The 19,972-nt window shown below is 54.4% G+C and carries 20 protein-coding genes; 13 read left to right on the forward strand and 7 right to left on the reverse strand.

The genetic code is table 11. From position 1 onward, the window contains the following. Positions 1 to 23 precede the first annotated feature (23 nt). Positions 24 to 698 (reverse strand): type II secretion system assembly factor GspB, encoded by a 675-nt coding sequence (gene gspB / locus DAQ1742_RS05665; RefSeq protein ID WP_035343340.1) that lies wholly within the window; start codon positions 696 to 698, stop codon positions 24 to 26. A 1,160-nt stretch (positions 699 to 1,858) separates the two neighbouring features. On the opposite strand from gspB, the gene gspC reads away from it, so the two are divergent. The 12 genes from gspC to DAQ1742_RS05725 all read left to right on the forward strand — a co-directional run bounded on the left by gspC (position 1,859) and on the right by DAQ1742_RS05725 (position 13,467). After that, positions 1,859 to 2,677, forward strand: a complete 819-nt coding sequence (gene gspC / locus DAQ1742_RS05670) for a type II secretion system protein GspC (protein WP_035343338.1) — start codon at positions 1,859 to 1,861, stop codon at positions 2,675 to 2,677. A 1-nt stretch (position 2,678) separates the two neighbouring features. Continuing rightward, the gene (gspD, locus tag DAQ1742_RS05675) at positions 2,679 to 4,817 is read left to right on the forward strand and encodes a type II secretion system secretin GspD (protein ID WP_035343334.1); all 2,139 of its coding nucleotides are present in this window, start codon (positions 2,679 to 2,681) and stop codon (positions 4,815 to 4,817) included. Continuing rightward, positions 4,814 to 6,310 (forward strand): type II secretion system ATPase GspE, encoded by a 1,497-nt coding sequence (gspE, locus tag DAQ1742_RS05680; RefSeq protein ID WP_067487198.1) that lies wholly within the window; start codon positions 4,814 to 4,816, stop codon positions 6,308 to 6,310. Before gspD ends, gspE begins: the two co-directional genes overlap by 4 nt. A 1-nt stretch (position 6,311) precedes the next feature. After that, on the forward strand, positions 6,312 to 7,538 hold the full coding sequence (gene gspF, locus DAQ1742_RS05685; protein WP_067487196.1) for a type II secretion system inner membrane protein GspF: 1,227 nt from the start codon (positions 6,312 to 6,314) through the stop codon (positions 7,536 to 7,538). A gap of 33 nt (positions 7,539 to 7,571) precedes the next feature. Continuing rightward, positions 7,572 to 8,033 (forward strand): type II secretion system major pseudopilin GspG, encoded by a 462-nt coding sequence (gspG, locus tag DAQ1742_RS05690; RefSeq protein WP_035343328.1) that lies wholly within the window; start codon positions 7,572 to 7,574, stop codon positions 8,031 to 8,033. Positions 8,034 to 8,035: 2 nt separating this feature from the next. Further along, on the forward strand, positions 8,036 to 8,572 hold the full coding sequence (gspH, locus tag DAQ1742_RS05695; RefSeq protein ID WP_067487193.1) for a type II secretion system minor pseudopilin GspH: 537 nt from the start codon (positions 8,036 to 8,038) through the stop codon (positions 8,570 to 8,572). Positions 8,573 to 8,585: 13 nt separating this feature from the next. Next, entirely contained in the window at positions 8,586 to 8,963 is a 378-nt protein-coding gene (gene gspI, locus DAQ1742_RS05700; RefSeq protein ID WP_035343324.1) for a type II secretion system minor pseudopilin GspI, read from the forward strand. Continuing rightward, on the forward strand, positions 8,960 to 9,703 hold the full coding sequence (gspJ, locus tag DAQ1742_RS05705) for a type II secretion system minor pseudopilin GspJ (RefSeq protein ID WP_074384649.1): 744 nt from the start codon (positions 8,960 to 8,962) through the stop codon (positions 9,701 to 9,703). Before gspI ends, gspJ begins: the two co-directional genes overlap by 4 nt. Further along, a complete protein-coding gene (gene gspK, locus DAQ1742_RS05710) occupies positions 9,700 to 10,767 on the forward strand; it encodes a type II secretion system minor pseudopilin GspK (protein ID WP_035343320.1) in 1,068 nt (355 codons plus the stop codon). The genes gspJ and gspK overlap by 4 nt, the downstream gene beginning before the upstream one ends. Further along, positions 10,764 to 11,966: a type II secretion system protein GspL gene (gspL, locus tag DAQ1742_RS05715; protein ID WP_067487186.1), complete on the forward strand. Its 1,203-nt coding sequence runs from the start codon at positions 10,764 to 10,766 to the stop codon at positions 11,964 to 11,966. Before gspK ends, gspL begins: the two co-directional genes overlap by 4 nt. Beyond that, positions 11,963 to 12,451 (forward strand): type II secretion system protein GspM, encoded by a 489-nt coding sequence (gene gspM / locus DAQ1742_RS05720; protein ID WP_035343315.1) that lies wholly within the window; start codon positions 11,963 to 11,965, stop codon positions 12,449 to 12,451. The genes gspL and gspM overlap by 4 nt, the downstream gene beginning before the upstream one ends. Positions 12,452 to 12,615: 164 nt before the next feature. Then, positions 12,616 to 13,467, forward strand: coding sequence for a prepilin peptidase (locus DAQ1742_RS05725; RefSeq protein ID WP_180706251.1), 852 nt, complete (start codon positions 12,616 to 12,618; stop codon positions 13,465 to 13,467). 185 nt (positions 13,468 to 13,652) lie between these two features. Here DAQ1742_RS05725 and ypdK read toward each other — a convergent pair whose 3' ends face one another. Beyond that, positions 13,653 to 13,712 carry a membrane protein YpdK gene (gene ypdK, locus DAQ1742_RS20840; RefSeq protein ID WP_099048981.1) on the reverse strand — a complete coding sequence of 20 codons (60 nt, stop codon included), beginning with the start codon at positions 13,710 to 13,712 and terminating at the stop codon, positions 13,653 to 13,655. Positions 13,713 to 14,210: 498 nt separating this feature from the next. Between ypdK and DAQ1742_RS05735 the strand changes: the two genes are divergently transcribed. After that, positions 14,211 to 14,786, forward strand: coding sequence for an RBBP9/YdeN family alpha/beta hydrolase (locus tag DAQ1742_RS05735; RefSeq protein WP_035343311.1), 576 nt, complete (start codon positions 14,211 to 14,213; stop codon positions 14,784 to 14,786). 171 nt (positions 14,787 to 14,957) lie between these two features. Here the strand turns inward: DAQ1742_RS05735 and DAQ1742_RS05740 are convergent, their stop codons facing one another. From DAQ1742_RS05740 to DAQ1742_RS05760, 5 genes are read right to left on the reverse strand one after another with little or no spacing between them, the layout of a single operon-like run. Beyond that, positions 14,958 to 15,398 (reverse strand): hotdog fold thioesterase, encoded by a 441-nt coding sequence (locus tag DAQ1742_RS05740; protein WP_035343310.1) that lies wholly within the window; start codon positions 15,396 to 15,398, stop codon positions 14,958 to 14,960. After that, a complete protein-coding gene (dhbA, locus tag DAQ1742_RS05745; protein ID WP_180706252.1) occupies positions 15,398 to 16,156 on the reverse strand; it encodes a 2,3-dihydro-2,3-dihydroxybenzoate dehydrogenase in 759 nt (252 codons plus the stop codon). Before dhbA ends, DAQ1742_RS05740 begins: the two co-directional genes overlap by 1 nt. Next, complete coding sequence (locus tag DAQ1742_RS05750) at positions 16,153 to 17,025, reverse strand: isochorismatase (RefSeq protein WP_035343306.1); 873 nt, start codon at positions 17,023 to 17,025, stop codon at positions 16,153 to 16,155. Before DAQ1742_RS05750 ends, dhbA begins: the two co-directional genes overlap by 4 nt. Positions 17,026 to 17,028: 3 nt before the next feature. Further along, the gene (locus DAQ1742_RS05755) at positions 17,029 to 18,657 is read right to left on the reverse strand and encodes a (2,3-dihydroxybenzoyl)adenylate synthase (protein ID WP_035343304.1); all 1,629 of its coding nucleotides are present in this window, start codon (positions 18,655 to 18,657) and stop codon (positions 17,029 to 17,031) included. Next, positions 18,654 to 19,862, reverse strand: a complete 1,209-nt coding sequence (locus DAQ1742_RS05760) for an isochorismate synthase (protein ID WP_035343302.1) — start codon at positions 19,860 to 19,862, stop codon at positions 18,654 to 18,656. The genes DAQ1742_RS05755 and DAQ1742_RS05760 overlap by 4 nt, the downstream gene beginning before the upstream one ends. Positions 19,863 to 19,972: the final 110 nt, after the last annotated feature.

Consider the following 19,972-nt stretch of genomic DNA (forward strand, 5'->3'; position numbering starts at 1 on the left):
ATGACCACGCATCACGCCACCGGCTAATCACGTTTTGCTGTTTTTGCGGCCTTTGGCGCTTTCAGCGTCGGTTTGCTTTCGCCTGACTCATCGTTAGTTGTGGTTGCGTCCGTATCCGGTTTTCCGCCGGGCCAGTCTTGCAGTGAGTCCAGAATAAACGGCTCGCCATCAAAACTCAGAATCACCATATCCTGTTCAATTTGCTCAATAATAAGCCCAGGATATGGCATGTCTCCCTCACGATAACGCTCGCCATTCAGCGTAACGCTGCGTTTGTCTGTATCAGAGGTATACACATGTGCACTGAAGGCAATATAAGGCAGTTCGCCTGGTTTAGCGGTTTGCCAGCCTTTTACCGCAGAAACGGTGGCTGTCGGGGCGGCGCTGGTTTCTTCAGTGCCTTCTGGCGACGGTTCTGCCAGCGCTGTTGCCAGTGCCGTTGCTCCTGGCTGAAGCAATGTGCGGTGTGAGGCATCATCATTGTTTTTGTGCGTTGGTAACACCACGTCGTTAGCGCCAGATGGATGGGCGATGGTCGCCGCAGACGCTGTTGATGTTGAAGGGGGATGAATGTCTGACCAGCGTTGGTGAGCAAACCACCCTAAGCCAAATACCAGCACGGCATAGACAATCAGCAAGTAACCGGGAATACGATAATGCGTTTGATATGATGTGCTAACTTCCGGTGTATTTTCCACGTTTTACCTCAAACGTTATACGGCCTTACGCCTATCCCAGACGCATGACAACAGGTGCAATCGAATGACTGCCCGTTGCCTTATTTTTCAGGAAAAGAGAAGGAATAATCAACGCTTAATCCTGTTTATGTGACCTGAATGCCATTTCAACAACATTCTATTACGTTGCTCACTAATGCCAGTAAAATTTTGAGCCTGGTCGCAAAAAAAAACCAGGGATATGGTTTAATGAAACGGCGTTTTACTGTCAGATTGGTGATGTTTCTGTTTGATTGGCACGGTATGAAAAATAAGTGTGCTTAAAAAGATGACCGTGGGGAATATATCATCAGTCACTCAGTGGTGGCTATCCTGAGGAATGTCCACAATCTGCAACGTTGAGTAAGACAGCAATATGAGGAGTCTGTTACTCTGCTTGTCGGGGTGAATAATAAATAACGGGTGATGATTTTTCCGGTGTTTATCGTATTTAACGCCCCTTGGCAGACAAGAGACGGATAGAGAAGAAATAAGCGTTGTGATGTTTCTTTCATTACAATAAGTAACGTCACGATATATAAATATATCGTGTTGATGTAAATGAAATGTGATTATTCCGTATCCGGAAATCATATGTGTCCCAGTTGTTTTGCTGCGCTGTATTTTGATGTTCAGGCCGGTTTGTTCGTTAGGTGTGCTTCGTTGTTAAAAATTTTTCGTTACTGAAAAATAGCGGGGAAAACAGTGGCTGAACGGGTGATTGTTTGCCATAAACCTGCGTTACATTGTTGAGCGCTTTTAGCCTTTATCCGGCACCATCGGTGCGGCAAATCGTCTGGCACAACAGGAAACAGGACGCCTGTCTGCCGATAATACGATTAGGCAGGCAAAAGCCCGTGCTGTGCACGCTGTTGCAGCAGGCACAGTCGCAGACGAGTCAGTATCATGGTGGTGTCTCCACGCTTTTAGGGTGTATCAGTATTCGTGTCATGGCCACAGGGTTATCGACCTGAACACCGGGGGCGGGGAGTGCCGGATGATGCAAAGACAGTAAGTAGTATACAGATACGTCGTATTTTGCAGGTGTGCTGGCACGCTTTGAAACGACGTTGTATGGCCCTTATGCCGTGTGATGAATGCGGCAAGGATAATCGGCGAACACATAGGGATAATGTTTGCAGATGAATATCACGAAACTGCCACCGTTATCTCCGTCTGTCATCAGACGGATTTCGTTTTATCTTTTGATGCTGTTGATTTGCCAACAATTGGCAATGATCTTCTGGCGTATCGGCCTGCCCGACAACACGCCGATAGCCAGTGTGCAAATAACGCCAGCCCAGGCGCGGCAACAGCCTGTCACCCTGAATGATTTCACTCTGTTTGGTTTGTCACCTGATAAAGGCAAAGCCGGAGCGCTGGACGCATCGCAGATGACGGACTTGCCGCCTTCAACCCTGAATCTCTCACTGACTGGTGTCATGGTGGGGGACGATGCGTCCCGTTCTATCGCCATTATTAGTAAAGATAATGAGCAATTTAGCCGTGGAGTAAATGAAGACGTGCCTGGTTATAGCGCCAAAATTGTCTCCATTCGCGCAGATAAGGTGGTGCTGCAATATCAGGGGCGCTATGAAGTGCTGGGATTGTACGGCCAGGAGGAAGGGAGTTCTGACGGTGTACCTGGCGCGCAGTTAAAAGAGCAATTGCAACAGCGAGCATCGACGGCGATGAGCGATTATGTTTCATTTTCCCCGATTATTAATGATAACAAGTTGCAAGGTTATCGGCTGAACCCTGGGCCGAAAAGTGATTCATTCTATCGTGTCGGGCTTCAGGATAATGATATGGCTGTTGCCCTGAATGGCCTGGATTTACGTGATGAGGAACAGGCAAAAAAGGCTATGGAGCGTATGGCTGATGTGCACAACTTTACCCTGACCGTGGAGCGGGATGGCCAACGGCAGGATATTTATATGGAATTTGGGGGAGACGAGTAACGTGCTTGGCAAAAGGATAAAAAAACGCTGGGGGTGGCTGGGGTTTACCGTTCTCCTGCTCGGCTCAACATATAGCTGGTCGGCGGAATTCTCTGCCAGTTTTAAAGGGACGGATATTCAAGAATTCATTAATACCGTCAGTAAGAATTTAAACAAAACGGTCATTATTGATCCTACGGTACGTGGCACCATCAGTGTTCGCAGCTACGATATGATGAACGAAGATCAATATTATCAGTTCTTTCTTAGCGTACTCGATGTCTATGGTTTTTCCGTTGTGCCAATGGATAACGGGGTACTGAAAGTCATTCGCTCAAAAGACGCAAAATCCTCCTCGATTCCACTGGCGAACAGTGCGCAGCCGGGCGTTGGTGATGAGCTGGTAACGCGAGTGGTGCCGCTGAGTAATGTGACGGCCCGCGATCTGGCACCGTTGTTACGCCAGTTAAATGATAACGCCGGTGCCGGTACGGTGGTGCATTACGAACCGTCGAACGTGTTGTTGATGACCGGGCGAGCAGCGGTCATCAAACGTCTGGTGGAAATCGTTGATACGGTTGATAAAACTGGTGACAGAGAGATGGTGACAGTGCCACTGACGCATGCTTCGGCAGAGGATGTGGCTAAGCTGATAAACGAACTGGGTAAGAATGACGAGAAAAACGCCTTACCAAGTACGATGGTTGCCAATGTGGTTGCTGACGAGCGCACCAACTCGGTTGTCGTGAGCGGTGAGGAGAACGCGCGTAACCGTGCAGTCGAGATGATTCGTCAACTGGATCGCAAACAGGTGGTGCAAGGCGGAACCAAGGTAATTTACCTGAAGTATGCTAAAGCGTTGGATCTCATTGAGGTACTGGCAGGTAATGGAACCAGCGGTAATCGCAATTCGTCATCGAATTCCTCCCGTTCGTCGTCTTCATCCCGTGCGGGAAGCGGTTCGACTAACAATAACAGCACCACTAGCTCATCCAACTCATCGTCGGGTAGCACATCCTCATCATCGAACTCAAGCATGGGCTTTGGTTCAGCGTTTGGCTCCGCCAATAGTTCTGGTGGTCGCACCATTACCATTCAAGGTAAGGAAGTGATTGTTCGTGCGCATGACCAGACTAACTCGCTCATCATCACGGCACCACCCGATATCATGCGTGACCTTGAGCAGGTGATTAATCAACTGGATATTCGCCGTCCACAGGTACTGGTTGAGGCTATTATTGCTGAAATTCAGGATGCAGATGGGCTGAATCTGGGCATCCAGTGGGCCAATAAGCGTGCCGGAATGACCCAATTTACCAATACCGGCATTCCGATTTCGACGGCGGTTATTGGCACCGATCAATACCGCAGTGATGGCACGCTCACGACGAGCTACGCGAGTGCGCTCGGCAGCTTCAACGGTATTGCGGCTGGTTTCTACCGGGGTAACTGGTCGATGTTGTTGACAGCCCTGTCCAGCGACAGCAAAAACGACGTACTCGCTACGCCGAGTATCGTTACGCTGGATAATATGGAAGCCACCTTCAATGTGGGTCAGGAAGTCCCGGTACTCACAGGTTCGCAAACGACGGTGGGATCTGGGAACAATATTTTTAACACCGTTGAGCGCAAAACGGTGGGCATTAAATTGCGCGTGAAACCGCAGATTAATGAGGGCGACTCGGTGCTGTTGCAAATAGAGCAGGAAGTGTCCAGTGTGGCGGACAGTAACAACAGCACAAACAGCTCGCTGGGTGCGACGTTTAATACCCGCACGGTGAATAATGCCGTCATGGTGACAAACGGTGAAACCGTGGTGGTCGGCGGTTTACTGGATAAAAGCACGATTGAAACCAATAACAAAGTACCGTTATTAGGGGATATTCCTGTGTTGGGTAATCTGTTCCGTTCAAAGAGCCAGACGATGAGCAAACGTAACCTGATGCTGTTCCTGCGCCCAACGATTATTCGTGACCCTCAACAGTTTCAGGATGCGTCTATCAGCAAATACCGTAGCTTTAATAATGAACAGCAACAGCAACGCGGTGATGGCAAAGGTGTGCTTGACAGCAATACGGTGCGTCTGCCCGGGGGCAATAGCTACACCTTCCGTCAGGTGCAGTCGTCTATCGCCGCGTTTTATCAGCCGGAGGGCCGATGAGCGATCAGCCCATCAACACGGCTGAATTACGGCCGGTATTGCCTTTTGCATTTGCCCGGGCTCAGCAGATTTTGCTATTGCAGAGCGATGCTGCTGACGTGGCTGAGGTTTTCTGTGTGCCGCAAACGCCCGCTCAGGCGTTGCTGGAGGCGCGGCGGGTAGCGGGCCGGGAGCTCGCTATCACACAAGTCAGCCCGGACGAGTTTGAGCGGCAACTGGTGATGCGCTATCAGCGAGACTCCGAAGAGGCGCGCCGGTTGATGGAAGATATCGGTAACGATATCGATTTTTATACTCTGGCAGAGGAACTGCCAGACAGCGATGACCTGCTGGATGCCGAGGACGATGCGCCGATTATTCGTCTCATCAACGCCATGCTAACCGAGGCCATTAAACACAAGGCGTCGGATATTCATATTGAAACCTTTGAGCGTCATTTGTTGATTCGGTTTCGTATTGATGGGGTATTGCGTGAAATTCTGCGCCCGCAGCGGCAACTGGCATCACTGCTGGTATCGCGTATCAAGGTGATGACGAAGCTGGATATTGCAGAAAAACGCATTCCGCAGGATGGACGCATGGCGTTGCGCATTGGTGGTCGTGCCATCGATGTGCGCGTCTCCACGCTGCCCTCCAATTATGGGGAGCGTGTGGTATTGCGTCTGCTTGATAAAAACAGTGTTCGTCTGGATTTGGAAACGTTAGGCATGGCGGCTCATCATCGCCGTCAGTTAGATACGCTTATCCATCGCCCTCACGGCATCATTTTGGTCACCGGGCCTACCGGTTCGGGAAAAAGTACCACCCTGTATGCGGCCTTGAGCCGTCTCAATTCTGCCGAGCGTAATATCATGACGGTAGAAGACCCGATTGAATACGAACTCGACGGCATTGGCCAGACACAGGTTAACCCGAAAGTAGACATGACCTTTGCCCGTGGGCTGCGTGCTATTTTGCGTCAGGACCCGGATGTGGTGCTGGTCGGTGAGATCCGCGACGGTGAAACGGCGCAAATCGCGGTGCAAGCCTCTCTGACCGGGCACCTGGTGTTGTCCACCTTGCATACCAACAGTGCACTGGGGGCGTTATCTCGTTTACAGGATATGGGGGTTGAGCCATTTTTGCTCTCTACCTCGTTGTTGGGCGTTCTGGCCCAGCGGCTGGTGCGCACGCTATGCCCTGAATGCCGCCAGCCGTATACGATTGACGCGGAGCAGGCAGAGCAAACCAGCCTGCCACAAGGCACCACGCTTTATCATCCTGGTGGGTGTGATAAGTGTAATTACACGGGATATCGTGGCCGGACAGGCATTCATGAATTGTTGCTTATTGATGATACGGTGCGTACCGCCATTCACCGTGGCGAAAGTGAGTTAGGGATTGCCCGTATGCTGGGAGAGAAGCGGGTAACAATTCGTCAGGATGGCCTGGATAAGGTTCTGGCGGGGATAACCACCTGGGAAGAGGTGGTACGTGTAACAAAAGAGGAATGACATGGCGCTGTTCCAGTATCAGGCATTGAATGCTCAGGGAAAAAAGAGCCAGGGGATGCAGGAGGCCGATTCCGCACGTCATGCCCGTCAGTTGCTGCGTGAAAAAGGGCTGATACCGGTTCGGATTGAAGAACAACGGGGTGAAATGAACACCCGTAACGGTTTCTCTTTATCCTTACGCCGTTCTCACCGCATTAGCGCAAGTGACTTGGCATTACTGACTCGCCAACTGGCAACGTTGGTTGCGGCGGCGTTACCGCTGGAAGAGGCTTTGGATGCGGTAGCCAAACAGAGTGAAAAACCCAAACTGAGTGCATTAATGGCGGCGGTGCGGGGCAAAGTGGTGGAAGGGCACTCGCTGGCTGAAGCGATGGGGAATTTTCCCGGCAGTTTTGAGCGTTTGTACTGTGCAATGGTTGCAGCGGGGGAGGCATCGGGGCATCTGGACGCCGTGCTCAACCGGCTGGCGGATTACACCGAACAGCGCCAGCAGATGCGCAGCCGTATCCAGCAAGCCATGATCTATCCCTGTGTGTTGACGCTGGTGGCGATCTCGGTGGTGTCCATTTTGCTTTCTGCGGTGGTACCTAAGGTGGTTGAGCAGTTTATTCACATGAAGCAGGCTCTGCCGCTTTCGACCCGTCTTTTGATGAGTGTGAGCGATGCTGTCAGAACGTTTGGCCCTTGGGTGGTGCTGTTGCTGGTGGTGCTGATTATGGGCGGCCGGGTTTTGCTGCGTCAGGAAAAATACCGACTGGTGTTTCATCGCCGTCTGCTGTTTTTACCGCTGATCGGGCGTATTGCCCGCGGGCTTAATACCGCCCGCTATGCCCGCACGCTCAGTATCCTTAACTCCAGCGCAGTGCCATTACTTCAGGCGATGCGTATTAGCGGCGATGTGTTGACCAACGACTATGCCCGTTTCCGGCTGGGACAGGCCACGGATGCTGTACGTGAAGGCGTGAGCCTGCACAAGGCGCTGGAGCAGACATCGCTGTTTCCACCGATGATGCGACATATGATAGCCAGCGGTGAGCGTAGCGGTGAACTTGATAGCATGTTAACGCGTGCAGCAGATAATCAGGATAGAGAGTTCAGCGCTCAGATGACGCTGGCGTTGGGGTTATTTGAACCGTTACTGGTCGTCAGTATGGCGGGGATTGTGTTGTTTATCGTGCTGGCTATTCTCCAGCCTATCCTGCAATTGAACACCCTGATGAGTATGTAGCAAAGATTGATACGTTAATGAGGTAAGAAAAAGATGGAACGACGTCAGCGAGGTTTTACCCTGTTGGAAATTATGGTGGTCATCGTCATTCTTGGCGTATTGGCAAGCCTGGTTGTGCCCAACCTGATGGGCAATAAAGAAAAAGCCGACAGGCAGAAAGCCATCAGCGACATAGTGGCGCTGGAGAGTGCGCTGGACATGTACAAACTCGATAACAGCCGTTACCCCACAACCGAGCAAGGTCTGGCGGCATTGGTGAAAAAACCGACTACGCCGCCGGAAGCGCGTAACTACCCGCAGGATGGGTATATCCGCCGTCTGCCGCAGGACCCGTGGGGGGCTGAGTATCAACTGGTAAGCCCTGGGCATCACGGCAAGATTGATGTGTTCTCTTATGGGCCTGATGGCATGCCGGAAACGGATGATGATATTGGTAACTGGAATGTGGGTAACGGTACGCACGGTAACGCCAATAGCAATAACGGGAATCAGTAACCGTGCGTCAGCGCGGGTTTACGCTACTGGAAATCATGCTGGTCGTGTTACTGGCTGGCGTGGCTGCCACGCTGGTGATGATGGCAATCCCTGCGCCGAAACAGCAGAGCAGTGAATGGCAAATAGCCCGTTTTAAAGCACAATTGCAGTATGCGGTGGAGGAGAGTCAGATGAATGACCATATCCTGGGGATTTATATCCAGCCCCACCGCTGGCAGTACGCATTACTGCAACGTCAGGTGGTGGAGAATTCGCCGGAGGATCAGCAACGTTTGCGCTATGTCTGGATACCCTGGCAACCGTATCGAATGTCATCCCCCAGCGAACTGCCAGCCAGCTTCCAGATAGAGCTCTCTACTCAGGCTGTGGCGGGTGAAGGAACCGGGTTTTCACCAGGCAATGGCGACCCGCATATTCTGATTCTGCCAGGCGGTGAGGTGACGCCGTTTCGTCTGAGCTTGCGTAATGGCAGTGATGTTACCTGGCTTCAGGTAGATACCAACGGGCAGGTAAAAACCTCATCGGAATCAGAACATTAAGGACAGTCTGCGCATGAAACAACAGGGAATGACGTTGCTTGAAGTGATGGTAGCGTTGGTGATTTTCGCGCTGGCTGGCTTAACGGTGCTGAAAACCACCGCACAGCAGGCAAACAGCCTGAGTCGGCTGGAAGAAAAGACGCTTGCGTTATGGATAGCCGAAAATCAGCAGGCGGCGATGCGACTGGAAAAACAGTGGCCGCAAACGCAATGGGTTGATGGTGAAATTAATTTTGCCGGCTCCAGTTGGTTTTGGCGCATTCAGGGCGTGGCGACGGCGGACCCGTCGGTGCGGGCGGTGGATGTAGAAGTGCGCCACGATCGTGACAGCCGGGTGGCTGATGCGGTATTGCGTAGTTATCAGGTCAACCCGGGAGAGCCTGCACGGTGAGGCGTTCAGTTTACGGCTTTACTCTGCTGGAGGTGATGCTGGCGCTGGCGATTTTCGCCGCCCTCAGCCTGGCGGCGTCTCAGGTGATGAACGGCGTGATGCGCAACGATGAGGCTTCAGCGCGTAAAGAGGCGCGATTGTCGGAGTTACAGCGGGCTTTTTCTCTGATCGAGCGCGATTTTTCACAAATTGTACCGCGTCGCAGTCAGGGCTACGAGCTGGGTTTTTATGCTGAGCGCTATCAACTGGGGAGTACCGACTGGGCGGTCAGTTTTATTCGAAATGGCTGGCTGAATCCGCTGGGAATCTTGCCGCGCTCCGAGCTGCAACGGGTAGGGTATCGACTGCGTGGTGACGTGCTTGAACGCCTGTTTCATGACTCATCTGAACCGTTATCAACGCAAGAAGCGGCGGTACGACCACTGCTCACCAACGTCAGCGGATTTGTATTACGGTTTTTTGGTAAGGATGGATGGCAGGACAAATGGGATGATGCCACCGCCTTGCCACAAGGTATTGCCGTCGTGGTGACGTTGCGTGATTACGGTGAGATAACGCGTATCTTTATCGTCACTCCGCGCTACCTTCCGGCTCAGGCTAAAGGGCCTGCGAACGGCAATACCAACAACGAAGACAACAAAGAGGGTGGCGAGCAAACGCCAGCGGATAATACCGACACATCTTCGTCAGATGAGCCGAGTGCGCCAGTGGCTGATGACAATAGCGGAGGTGATTCATGAGTCGTCGGCAACGTGGTGTCGCACTATTAATTGTGATGTTGATGCTGTCACTGATGGTGACAATTGCGGCATCGATTACTGAACGTAGCGGTAAAGCGTGGCAACGAACCAGCAATTTACTCAATCGTACTCAGGCACGCTGGTATGCATTGGGTGCCGAAGCGCTGATTGCCAGTACCTTGCAACGCGATGCGCTCGATTCGCCGGAGATAACGTTCATTGGTCAGTCCTGGTCGAAAGTCGATCACCAGCAGATGGCTGATGGCAGTGAAATTCGCGCCCAGGTTCAGGACGGGCAAGCGTGTCTTAATCTGAATGCACTCAGCCCGCCGAAAAAACCAGCTCCTGCAAACAGTAACGGGGGCAATACTTCGGCCTCGGGGAACACATCAGGGAATAGCAACCGTAGTGAGACGTCATCACCGCCTAAAGTGGGTGGGGGGGATCAGGAACACGGGCCCTACGCTGCACAGGTTTTTCGTCAGTTGCTGATGGTTCTGGGGGAAGACCCCAAACACGCTGACGCTGTGACTGATGCCGTGCGCGACTGGCTTGATGAGGATACGGAACCGCTGATGAACGGTGCTGAAGATGACAGTTATGCTAACTTTCATCCTGGTAATCAACGAATGACGGATGTCACTGAATTGCGCGCGGTATTAGGGGTCAATGCCGGGCTATATCGCCGATTGCTACCTTACGTTTGCGTGTTACCCGTCGATAAACTGGTTATCAATATCAATACACTGACACCAGAACACGCTCCGTTGTTATCAGCCCTGTTTAGGGGAGAAGTCAGCATTGATGGGGCCGAGCGTATTTTGACTCAGCGTCCGCCTCAGGGATGGCGCAACCTCAAAGACTTTATGGCGGCATCCGGTCTGCCAGAAAACGTCAAAAATGGTGCACAGCAAGTTCTGGCGGTCAAAAGCGACTGGTTTTTCGCCGATATTCAAATACGGGTAGACGACAGTGAATTCTATCAACGCAGTCTGTTTCATCGAGGTACACAGATCGAGGTGGTACAGCGTCAGTACGGGGGATATAGGACGGTGAACCCATGAACAGGACAGAAAACGTCAGCGGTAAGCAGCAGGTTATCCTGCGTTTGAGTGCTGATGCATCCGATCATCTGGAGTGGCTGATTTGGTCGGTCAGCCGTCATCAGGTGGTGACACAAGGGCAAGGCACCCAGGCTCAGTTACACGCCGTGCTGGAGGATTATCCGGTGATGTCGGCACGCGTATTGGTGCCGTCAACGGAAGTGACATTTCATTCGCTGTCGTTGCCACGCCAGTCGCGTCGGCAGTTGCTACAGGCCATTCCGTTTATGCTTGAGGAGCAGGTGGCCTGCGATATCGATCAACTGCATTTTGCCGTTATGGAGATACAAGGCGAAAATGCGACCGTTGCCGTGGTGCAGAAATCACGTCTGCAAGCCTGGCTTACGCAGTGTGCCGACCTTGGTGTCACGCTGGAAACCTTATTGCCGGATGCGCTGGTATTGCCGCGGGCGGACAGCGCCTGGAGTGCTATCCATCATCAGAATGTGTGGCTGTTTCGGCAAGCGTCCGGCGTGGTGATGGCGGCAGAAGCCAGTTGGTATCAGACATTGCTTGCCGGTTTCCAGCCATTACCTGCGGTACATTGTTATAGCCCGGTGCCTGCGTCGGCACTCACCTGGCAGCCGCAACCTGTGACGGATTTGCTCACGCTGGCCGCGCAGGCCAACCTCCCTTTAAGTATGGATTTGCGCCAGGCGGAGTTTACGCCGGTCAAACCCTGGCAACAGGCGATTTTGCCCTGGCGCAGTGTGCTGATTGCCTTAGCGGCCTGGCTGTTGCTGGTGCTGGGTGAGTCAGTCTGGACGCATTATCAGTTATACCGTCAGGCTGATTACTGGCGTCAGGAGAGTGTCCGGGTTTACCGCAAGCTTTTTCCTGATGAGAAGCAGGTGTCTAACCCCAGGGCACAAATGCAGCGCCACTTGCAAGAAGCCAGCAATGGTACCAGCGGGTTTGCGCTGACCGAGCAGATGAACCGGCTACAGCAACTGGTGGCGCAAAATGAGGGGGTTTCGCTTCAGTCGCTCTCTTATGAACGCAGCCGTGATGAACTGCGTTTGAGTCTGCGGGCGACGTCCTATGCGCAAATGGAACAATTTCGGCAACAGGCGCAAGCCTATTTTCAAATCCCGCCGGGTGAAATGAAGCAAGAAAAAGATCATGTGGAAGGTCAACTGGTGCTAAGGAGTCAGCCATGAATGAGTTACGTCGTCGCTGGCAGGTAATGAGCCCGCGGGAGCGGTTGATGACGTTGTCTTGCGGCGCACTGCTGGCGTTATGCCTGCTCTACTACTTATGCTGGATGCCGTGGCAAGAGATGGCGCGCCAGTGGCAGATGACCATTGACCGAGAGCGCCAGACAGTACGCTGGATGCAGCAACAGTCTCCCCGGCTGCCGCCGCCTGAAGGGGCGCGTCGGCAAATTGCCGGGCGTGATATCAGCCTGACGGTGCTGGTGCCGCAAAGCGCGGCACGCTATGGCATTACGGTGTTGCGCATGCAACCACAAGCGTCACAGGTGTCAGTGACGCTGGCGCGCAGTGATTTTAATAACCTGCTGCACTGGCTGGCTGAACTGGAGCAGAAAAACGGCGTGACCACTCAAGGGCTTGATGTATCGTCGGTGCCGAATAGCCCCGGTATGGTGGAAGTGACTCGCCTGTCACTCGAACGCGTGCTGTAAAAAGCGTGCTCTGGACGTGCGTGCTTTGGCTGTATGTAGTTTCGTGCGTATCAACCTATTTGCGAGCCTGTGCGCAAAAGCCGGGCGTAATTATCCGTCAGTCTGGTGTGGGTTATCGGCTTATGTCAGCATAGCGGCTGTCAGGGATAGGATGGGAGAAAAACATGGATCTGCTCGCCTTCGCCAGCGCGTTTCCGCGCGTTTGGCTGGCAACCTTGCTGTTGCTGGGGGTGATGATTGGCAGCTTTTTGAATGTGGTTATTTATCGTTTACCACAGATGCTGGAGCGCCGCTGGCAACAGGAGGCGCGTTTCCACCTGAATATGCCAGCGGGTGTTCCCGCCAGCCGTTATGATCTTATCTGGCCGCCCTCATCCTGCCCGCACTGCTCTAAGCGTTTGCGGGTGATTGATAATATCCCCTTACTGAGCTGGTTATGGCTGCGTGGGCGTGCGCACTGCTGTGGTGGCGAGGTGTCGTGGCGCTATCCGCTGACGGAACTGCTCACCGGTGCGCTGTTTATGCTGGCAGGGGCGCTCTGGCAACCAGGGTTTGCGCTACTGGGGGCCTCCGTGTGTTTCAGCTTGCTGTTAGTGCTGGCGACTATTGATGCCCGCACTCAACTGCTACCGGATGTCTTGACGTTTCCCCTGCTATGGCTTGGCCTGGCGTTTAACCTGTCTGATACCTTTGTCCCGCTCAGTGAGGCGGTGATCGGCGCACTGGCAGGCTATCTGTCGCTATGGTTGATTTACTGGGCGTTTCGCCTGCTGAGTGGCCGGGAGGCATTAGGACATGGTGATTTTAAACTGCTGTCAGCGCTAGGTGCGTGGGTGGGGTGGCAGGCGCTCCCCAATCTGGTGTTGATAGCGTCCTTGGCCGGGCTGGTGATAACGCTGGTATGGCGCAGTGTTCGCCGCATGAATATGCAACAGCCGCTGGCGTTTGGCCCCTGGCTGGCACTGGCAGGAGCGATAGCGCTGATACTGAATGCCTTGGGCAACGGCAGCTATTGACTAAGAGCAATGCACAGCGACCCGTACTTGTTGTGCCACGCAGGATCACAGCGAGAAAAAACAGGCTGGCGGATTGCTCCGGCCAGCCTGTCGTCTATTCGTCTTTCTTGTGTGCCTGATGATGTTTTATTGTTATCACGACAGGCCTGTTGCCTGCCGAAAATGATGAGGAAATATCGTCAGGATTATTCCAGCATCAGTAAAAAAGTGCCTACCCATAAAAACAGAATAAATGAAACGCCCATGAATAAGTACTTCACTGATTTCTCTCCAGCTTTGTCACGCCAGCAATGATTCCGATTGCGCAGTTTAGCGTTCAGGAACGGGGTAACCGCCACCGTTCTTCCTGTTATCGCTGCATTTACCTGTCATGTGTCACACACAGCCAAGGCAAGCTACAGTCGATAGTGGAATCGGTGCTCAATCTACGCCGGAGCAAGGGCCAAATTCAATAGGTGCAGTGCTAAATTCCTGGCCGATAGCATTTAATCACAGCGAAAGTAGCGCCTGCCTGGGTAAGCCGACGTGCGGTGGCTTTTTATTTGTTGCTGAGGGATGCCTTCTGGCATTGAGACGCCGGCGTCCTGGGGTGTCGAAGGCAGAATACAAATTGCTCATCCCGTGGTAGGCTGTAAACCAGACTAATATTGTTATCAAATTGTAATGAAGGGATGTGGGGTGTCCGCCATTCGCCGGGTGTGCCACCCCCCTGGCAGACAATCAACAGGGAGACACAGAACCTGATGCAGACAACAGAAGTGGATAACCGGCTGGTGGCCCTTGATGCACGCCTGACCATGGTGCTGGTACCAGGATTACGCGACAGTGATGACGACCATTGGCAAAGTTATTGGGAGCGCCGGTTTCCGTTTTGGCGGCGTATTCGCCAGAAGGAGTGGTATCAGCCACATCTGGATCGCTGGGTGCTGGCCATCCGGCGTGAACTGTCAACCTGTGACAAGCCAGTGGTGTTAATAGGACACAGTTTTGGTGCGCTTGCTGCCTGCCAAATGGTGCAACAGAATGCGCCGGGCATTGCTGGTGTGATGTTGGTTGCACCCGCTGAACCGATGCGTTTTGAGATAGAAGAGAGTATTCATGCCCTGCCGCTGTCGGTACCCAGCCTTGCCTTTGCCAGCCATAACGATCCACTGATGACATTCTCCCGTGCGGAGTATTGGGCGAATGCCTGGGGGAGTGATTTGGTTGATGTCGGCGAGGGCGGCCATATTAATGCCGAGTCAGGGTTTGGCCCGTGGGAGTATGGGTTGCAGCGTTTGGCGCGCTTTGCTGAAGGGCTACTGGACGAAAAAGTATAACGCCGCGCCCATCGTCAAGCGAAGCCGCTTACCGCGTGAACGGTAAGCCGAATGAAAACAAACAGAGTAAAAACAAGCAGAATAAAAAAGCGGTTTGTGTCAGGCACGCGCCGCTTTTTTCAGGGAAAGCCCGTATTGGTCTCTCGTCTTGCTCAACGGTCTATCGCGCGATTATGGCTGCATGATAGTGGTGGTGAGCCGGGCAATGCAACAGCAACGACCATGGCTATCAACTATCTCGGTTTGCCATACCTGTGAACGAGTTCCCAGATGTAGCGGCTGGCAAATGCCGCGCACGTCGCCCTCCGTTACCGCCCGCAGGTGGCTGGCATTGATTTCCGTGCCGACCACGCTGGCTCCCGGCTTGCTACATAACCAACTCGCCATCGAGCCGAGCGATTCTGCCAGCACCACTGCCGCACCACCGTGCAACAGGCCAAACGGCTGGCGGGTGCGCGCATCCACTGGCAGCGTTGCTTCAAGGCTGCGCGCCGTTATGCCGGTAAACCGGATACCCAGGTGGGAGAGCAGGCTGGCATCGGCCATCTGATTGAGTGCGTCAAGTGATGCCTCGCGTTGCCAGATAACACTGCTTTTGCTTTCTCTGCTCATCAGGCACCCAGCGTTGCGCCACCGTCGATAACAATGTCCTGCAAGGTAATGTGACTGGCGGATTCACTGGCCAGAAACAGCACCGTATCGGTTATTTCCCGTGGCTGCGCAATTTTGCCAAGAGGAATACCCAGCTTAAATTGATTCGGGAAACCGTTGATGGTGTGCTGTTCGGCATCGGCCGAATGCCACAGGCTGCGTTGCATCGGGGTATCGGTTGACCCCGGTGACACCAGATTGCAGCGCACGCCATACGCAGCCAGCTCCAGACCTGCGGTCAGGCACAGGCTGCGCAGCGCGGCTTTTGAGGCACAGTAAGCCGCCATGCCAACCCGTGGCACATGGGCGGCATTGGAGCCTATCGTGATGATGGCACCCGCACGTTGCTGCTGAAACTGTGGGATCAGGCGCCTGAAACAGGTGAAAGGCTCCCCCGCGTTAACCCGCAGGCAGTCCTGCCAGTCAGCCTGGCTGAGCGCTTCGGTCGCCCCCATGCGCAAGATCCCCGCGCCATTAACCAGAACATCAAGCCGGGGCGTGTGAGCCAGCAGTGTGGCACAGGCATCCGCCACCGCAGCGGCATCACCGATATCCAGCGCAATGGCGCGAAAGGCCGGGGTGTCGCCGGGAAACGCGAGGTCAAAACCGGTGACGTCCGCCCCGGCCTCAAGAAAACGACAGGCAATATCATACCCGATGCCGCGTCCGGCACCGGTTATCCACACCTGTTTGCCGCTGAAATCTGCGCGGATACTCATGCTTCCTCCCTGACCTGCATCAATAACTGGTGCCAGTGGCGTAAGGTCGGCTTTTTCACCAGCGTGACGAAATCAACATCATGGCCTTGCTGACGCCAGCGAGTCACCAGCGACATGATGCTGACTGAATCAAGGCCGTAATCGAGCAAGTTTTCATCGTCAGCCGGGTCGGCATCGCCATCCAGTAATGGCAATAACTCGGCGCGCAGGCGGGTCAGGCTGTTATCCGGCTGTGCTGTTAATTCGCTGAGTAACTGCTCGCTATCCAGAACGCGGCCACAGCGGCCAGCGGTGTAGCGTAACGCCATCATGTGTTCTTCGCGCGAAAAGTCGGCCAGCGCATCGGCTACCATGAACGGCTGGATATCACGCATGAACGCATCGGTGGCGGTGGTCAGGCAACCGATATGGGCGTAAACCCCACAAATGATTAACTGGTCGCGGCCAGCGGTGTGCAGGCGTTGTTCCAGATCGGAGCGGTGAAACGCGCTGTAGCGCCACTTCACCAGCACTGTATCGCACTCATCCGGTGTGAGTGCGGCAGTAATTTGTTGTTGATCCGGGTGGCGGTTGAGCCCCGGCCCCCACATGTCATTCAGCAACGCCCGGTCTTTATCGCTTTGCGCATTCGGCTGCGCGGTATAGAACACCGGGATGCCAAGCTGATGGCAAAGCTGGCGGATACGCACGATATTGGCAATCAGTTGTGCCGTCAGCGGGCTGCTGGTTTCCCAGAAGTTCAGAAAATAGTTCTGCATATCGTGAATCAGCAGGGCAGCACGGTGTGATTCAACCTGCCACTTGACTTTGTTGACCGGCAACTCGGCCTTGGTAGGAAGCGGGTAACTGTTAAGCATCGGAATAGCCATGATTTATTCTCCTGCGTTCGCGGCGGTTAGCGATTGCTGCGCCAACTGGCGCAACCGTTGTTTATCGATTTTGCCCACGGCGGTTTCTGGCAGCGTGGGCAGGTGTTCAAACCGGTCGGGCAGTTTGTAGTCGGCGATGCCCTGTTCGCGCAGATGACGTCGTAACACCACGCTTTTAACCGGCTCACGGGCAACAACAAAGGCCCAGCTTTTTTCGCCCATAACGGGGTCGGGTACGGCGACCAGTGCGACATTGAGAATCTGAGGGTGGCGCAGTAACAGGTTCTCTATCTCTTCGGCGGCAATTTTTTCGCCACCGCGATTGATTTGGTCTTTTTCACGGCCAACGACCTGTAGGTAACCGTCGGCGCGCTGGATCACCACATCGCCGGAGCAGTAAAAACCATTGGCGTCAAAAACCTGCTGGTTATGTTCCGGGCTGCGGTAGTAACCGCGGAAGGTGTAAGGCCCGCGTGTCATCAGGCGGCCTGCTTCGCCATAGGCCAGCGGATTGCCGTTGGCATCAGCCACCCAAACCTCATCATCTTCACTGATAGGGCGGCCCTGAGTGGTAAAGCAGAGGGTGTCGTCATCGTCCAGACGGGTGTAATTCACCAGCCCTTCGGCCATACCAAAGACTTGCTGGAGCTGGCAGCCCAGCTCGGCTGGAATTCGCCGTGCTAACGCTTCGCCAAGGCGTGCGCCGCCGACTTGCAGCACTTGCAGGCTGGATAACGCCTGGCGTTGCTCAGCGAGCGCTGCTGCTTCCAGCCACAGAGTGACCGCCGGGGGCACCAGGGCGGTCAGGGTTATCTTGTGGCGTGCTATCAGTGCAAAGCAGTGCTCCGGGCTGGGATCGCTTGCCATTACTACGGTGCCACCAGCGTAAAACACCCCGAGCGCACCGGGTGAGCTGAGCGGGTAGTTATGCGCCGCCGGCAGTGCACACAGAAAACGGGTTTGCGCACTGACCTGGCAGATCTCAGCGCTTGCGCGAATGCTGTAGTAGTAATCGTTGTGGGTGCGGGGGATGAGCTTTGGCGTGCCGGTACTGCCGCCGGAAAGCTGGAAGAAAGCCACATCATCCGCCGGGGTGCCGGTCGCAGGCAGCGGCGCGTCGTCTGTTTGCAAAAGCGATGACAGACTCTGCGCGCACTCTGCCTCATTATGCATAATGACGTGCTGTAACGATGGGCAGCGCTGGCGTAATTCATCAATAAAGTTACCGTCGGCGAACAGCGGGTGGCGGCGGTCGGCAATCAGCAGCGCCGGGGCGATTTGGTCGGCATAGGCACACAGTTCGCTGCGCTGATGGTTGAACAGCGCGTTGACCGGCACGATACCGGCGCGCAGCAACGCGAAGAACACCAGATAAAACTCAGCCACATTGCCGAGCTGAACCAGCGCCGTTTGCCCCGGTTTAAGCCCGCGGCGTTGCAGGGCGCTGGCCAGTTGCGCGACCTGTTGGTTCATTTGCTGGTAGCTGAGGGTTCGCTCGCCATCGATAAGCGCGATGGCATGGCTTCCGGCATGGCGGGTGAGAATATCGCACAGCGGTAAGTCCAGCCAGTAACCCTGCTTTCGATAGCGTTGTTCCAGCTCGGCAGGCCAGCGGGTGAATTCAGTCATCATGCTGCACACTCCTGACTCTGACTCAGACCAAATGCGCGCAGCATGGTGCTCAATTTGACACCGGTTTCATGCCATTCTGACAGCGGCTGTGAGTCAGGCACGATACCGGCTCCGGCAAACAGCCTTACCCGTTGACCCTGTACTTCACCACAGCGAATCGTTACCACCCATTGTCCCTGACCGTGTTCATCACACCAGCCGACAATGCCGCCAAATAAACCACGGTTAAAGGGCTCAAGCTCGGCGATACGCGTGCGCGCGGCGTCATAAGGTACGCCACATAGCGCCGGTGTCGGGTGCAACAGGCACGCGAGGGTGAGGGCATTGAGCTGTGGGTCGTTGAGCGTGCCCTGAATGCGGCTTGCCAGATGCCACAAAACGGGCGTACTCAGCAACGTGGGGGTATCAGGAATCTCGAGCGTCGTGCAGTAGGGGGCCAATACCCGGCGGATGTCATCAATAACCAGCCGATGTTCATGCCTGTCCTTGGCCGATGCCATCAATGTGCGCCGCAACTGGTTATCTTCTTGCGGGTCGGCGCTGCGGTGAGCTGAACCGGCTAACGGCTGGGTGAGGATCTGCTCACCTTGCTGGTGTAACAGCAGTTCCGGGCTGGCACCAATAAGCGCCGCTCCCTTCCCCAGCGGAACATGGAAATTATAACTCCAGGGATTTTGCAAATTGAGTTGCAGCAACAGGCGCATGGAGTTGAGCGGTTGTGCGGTGTCGATATCCAACAGGCGAGACAGGACGATTTTATCGAGCTCGCCGCTGCGCGTGGCGGCGACACCGGCGCTGACCATCTGACAGAAGCGATCTTTTTCCGGTATTTCGCGAACCGTGTTCACTTTCAGTGGCGTTGCCGCTGGGGCGTCATCACTCAGGGTGTGGCGTGCAAACCACTGGGTATGCTGAGGGATAAACAGCCGGGCAGGCTGACGCTTGTCAAACGGAATGGCCCCAACCAGCACCGGGCGGGTAATCCCTTCGCGGCGTGCGGCATGAAAATGTGTCATCAGTTGTTGCGTGAGCTCGCCCGGTGACTGGCTGGCGTGCTCCAGCACCGGTGAGAAATCAGCGTAGCACCCACGCGCATACAGGCTGGCACAGGCGTGCTGATGGTGTTCCGGTGACAAAAACAGAAAATCCTCAGGCTGGAGCTGACGGGCATCCAGCGAGGAAGACGGGGTAGCAGCGATTGACACGGTGCGCTCCTTTTGTCGTGGGTGAATAAAAAGGGCTATGAGTGAACCTGTCGGTACGATGTCACCACAGGGCAGTTGCCCACCCTGTGGTGGTGTCGTCCATGACCCGG

The organism is Dickeya aquatica, from assembly GCF_900095885.1.
Taxonomy (GTDB): Bacteria; Pseudomonadota; Gammaproteobacteria; order Enterobacterales; family Enterobacteriaceae; genus Dickeya; species Dickeya aquatica.

Coding starts and splice junctions, on each gene's coding strand:
- gspC (WP_035343338.1), top strand. CDS start 1,859: ATGAATATCACGAAACTGCCACCGTTATCTCCGTCTGTCATCAGACGG.
- gspE (WP_067487198.1), top strand. CDS start 4,814: ATGAGCGATCAGCCCATCAACACGGCTGAATTACGGCCGGTATTGCCT.
- gspF (WP_067487196.1), top strand. CDS start 6,312: ATGGCGCTGTTCCAGTATCAGGCATTGAATGCTCAGGGAAAAAAGAGC.
- gspG (WP_035343328.1), top strand. CDS start 7,572: ATGGAACGACGTCAGCGAGGTTTTACCCTGTTGGAAATTATGGTGGTC.
- gspI (WP_035343324.1), top strand. CDS start 8,586: ATGAAACAACAGGGAATGACGTTGCTTGAAGTGATGGTAGCGTTGGTG.
- gspK (WP_035343320.1), top strand. CDS start 9,700: ATGAGTCGTCGGCAACGTGGTGTCGCACTATTAATTGTGATGTTGATG.
- gspL (WP_067487186.1), top strand. CDS start 10,764: ATGAACAGGACAGAAAACGTCAGCGGTAAGCAGCAGGTTATCCTGCGT.
- gspM (WP_035343315.1), top strand. CDS start 11,963: ATGAATGAGTTACGTCGTCGCTGGCAGGTAATGAGCCCGCGGGAGCGG.
- DAQ1742_RS05725 (WP_180706251.1), top strand. CDS start 12,616: ATGGATCTGCTCGCCTTCGCCAGCGCGTTTCCGCGCGTTTGGCTGGCA.
- DAQ1742_RS05735 (WP_035343311.1), top strand. CDS start 14,211: ATGCAGACAACAGAAGTGGATAACCGGCTGGTGGCCCTTGATGCACGC.
- DAQ1742_RS05740 (WP_035343310.1), bottom strand. CDS start 15,398: ATGAGCAGAGAAAGCAAAAGCAGTGTTATCTGGCAACGCGAGGCATCA.
- dhbA (WP_180706252.1), bottom strand. CDS start 16,156: ATGAGTATCCGCGCAGATTTCAGCGGCAAACAGGTGTGGATAACCGGT.
- DAQ1742_RS05750 (WP_035343306.1), bottom strand. CDS start 17,025: ATGGCTATTCCGATGCTTAACAGTTACCCGCTTCCTACCAAGGCCGAG.
- DAQ1742_RS05755 (WP_035343304.1), bottom strand. CDS start 18,657: ATGATGACTGAATTCACCCGCTGGCCTGCCGAGCTGGAACAACGCTAT.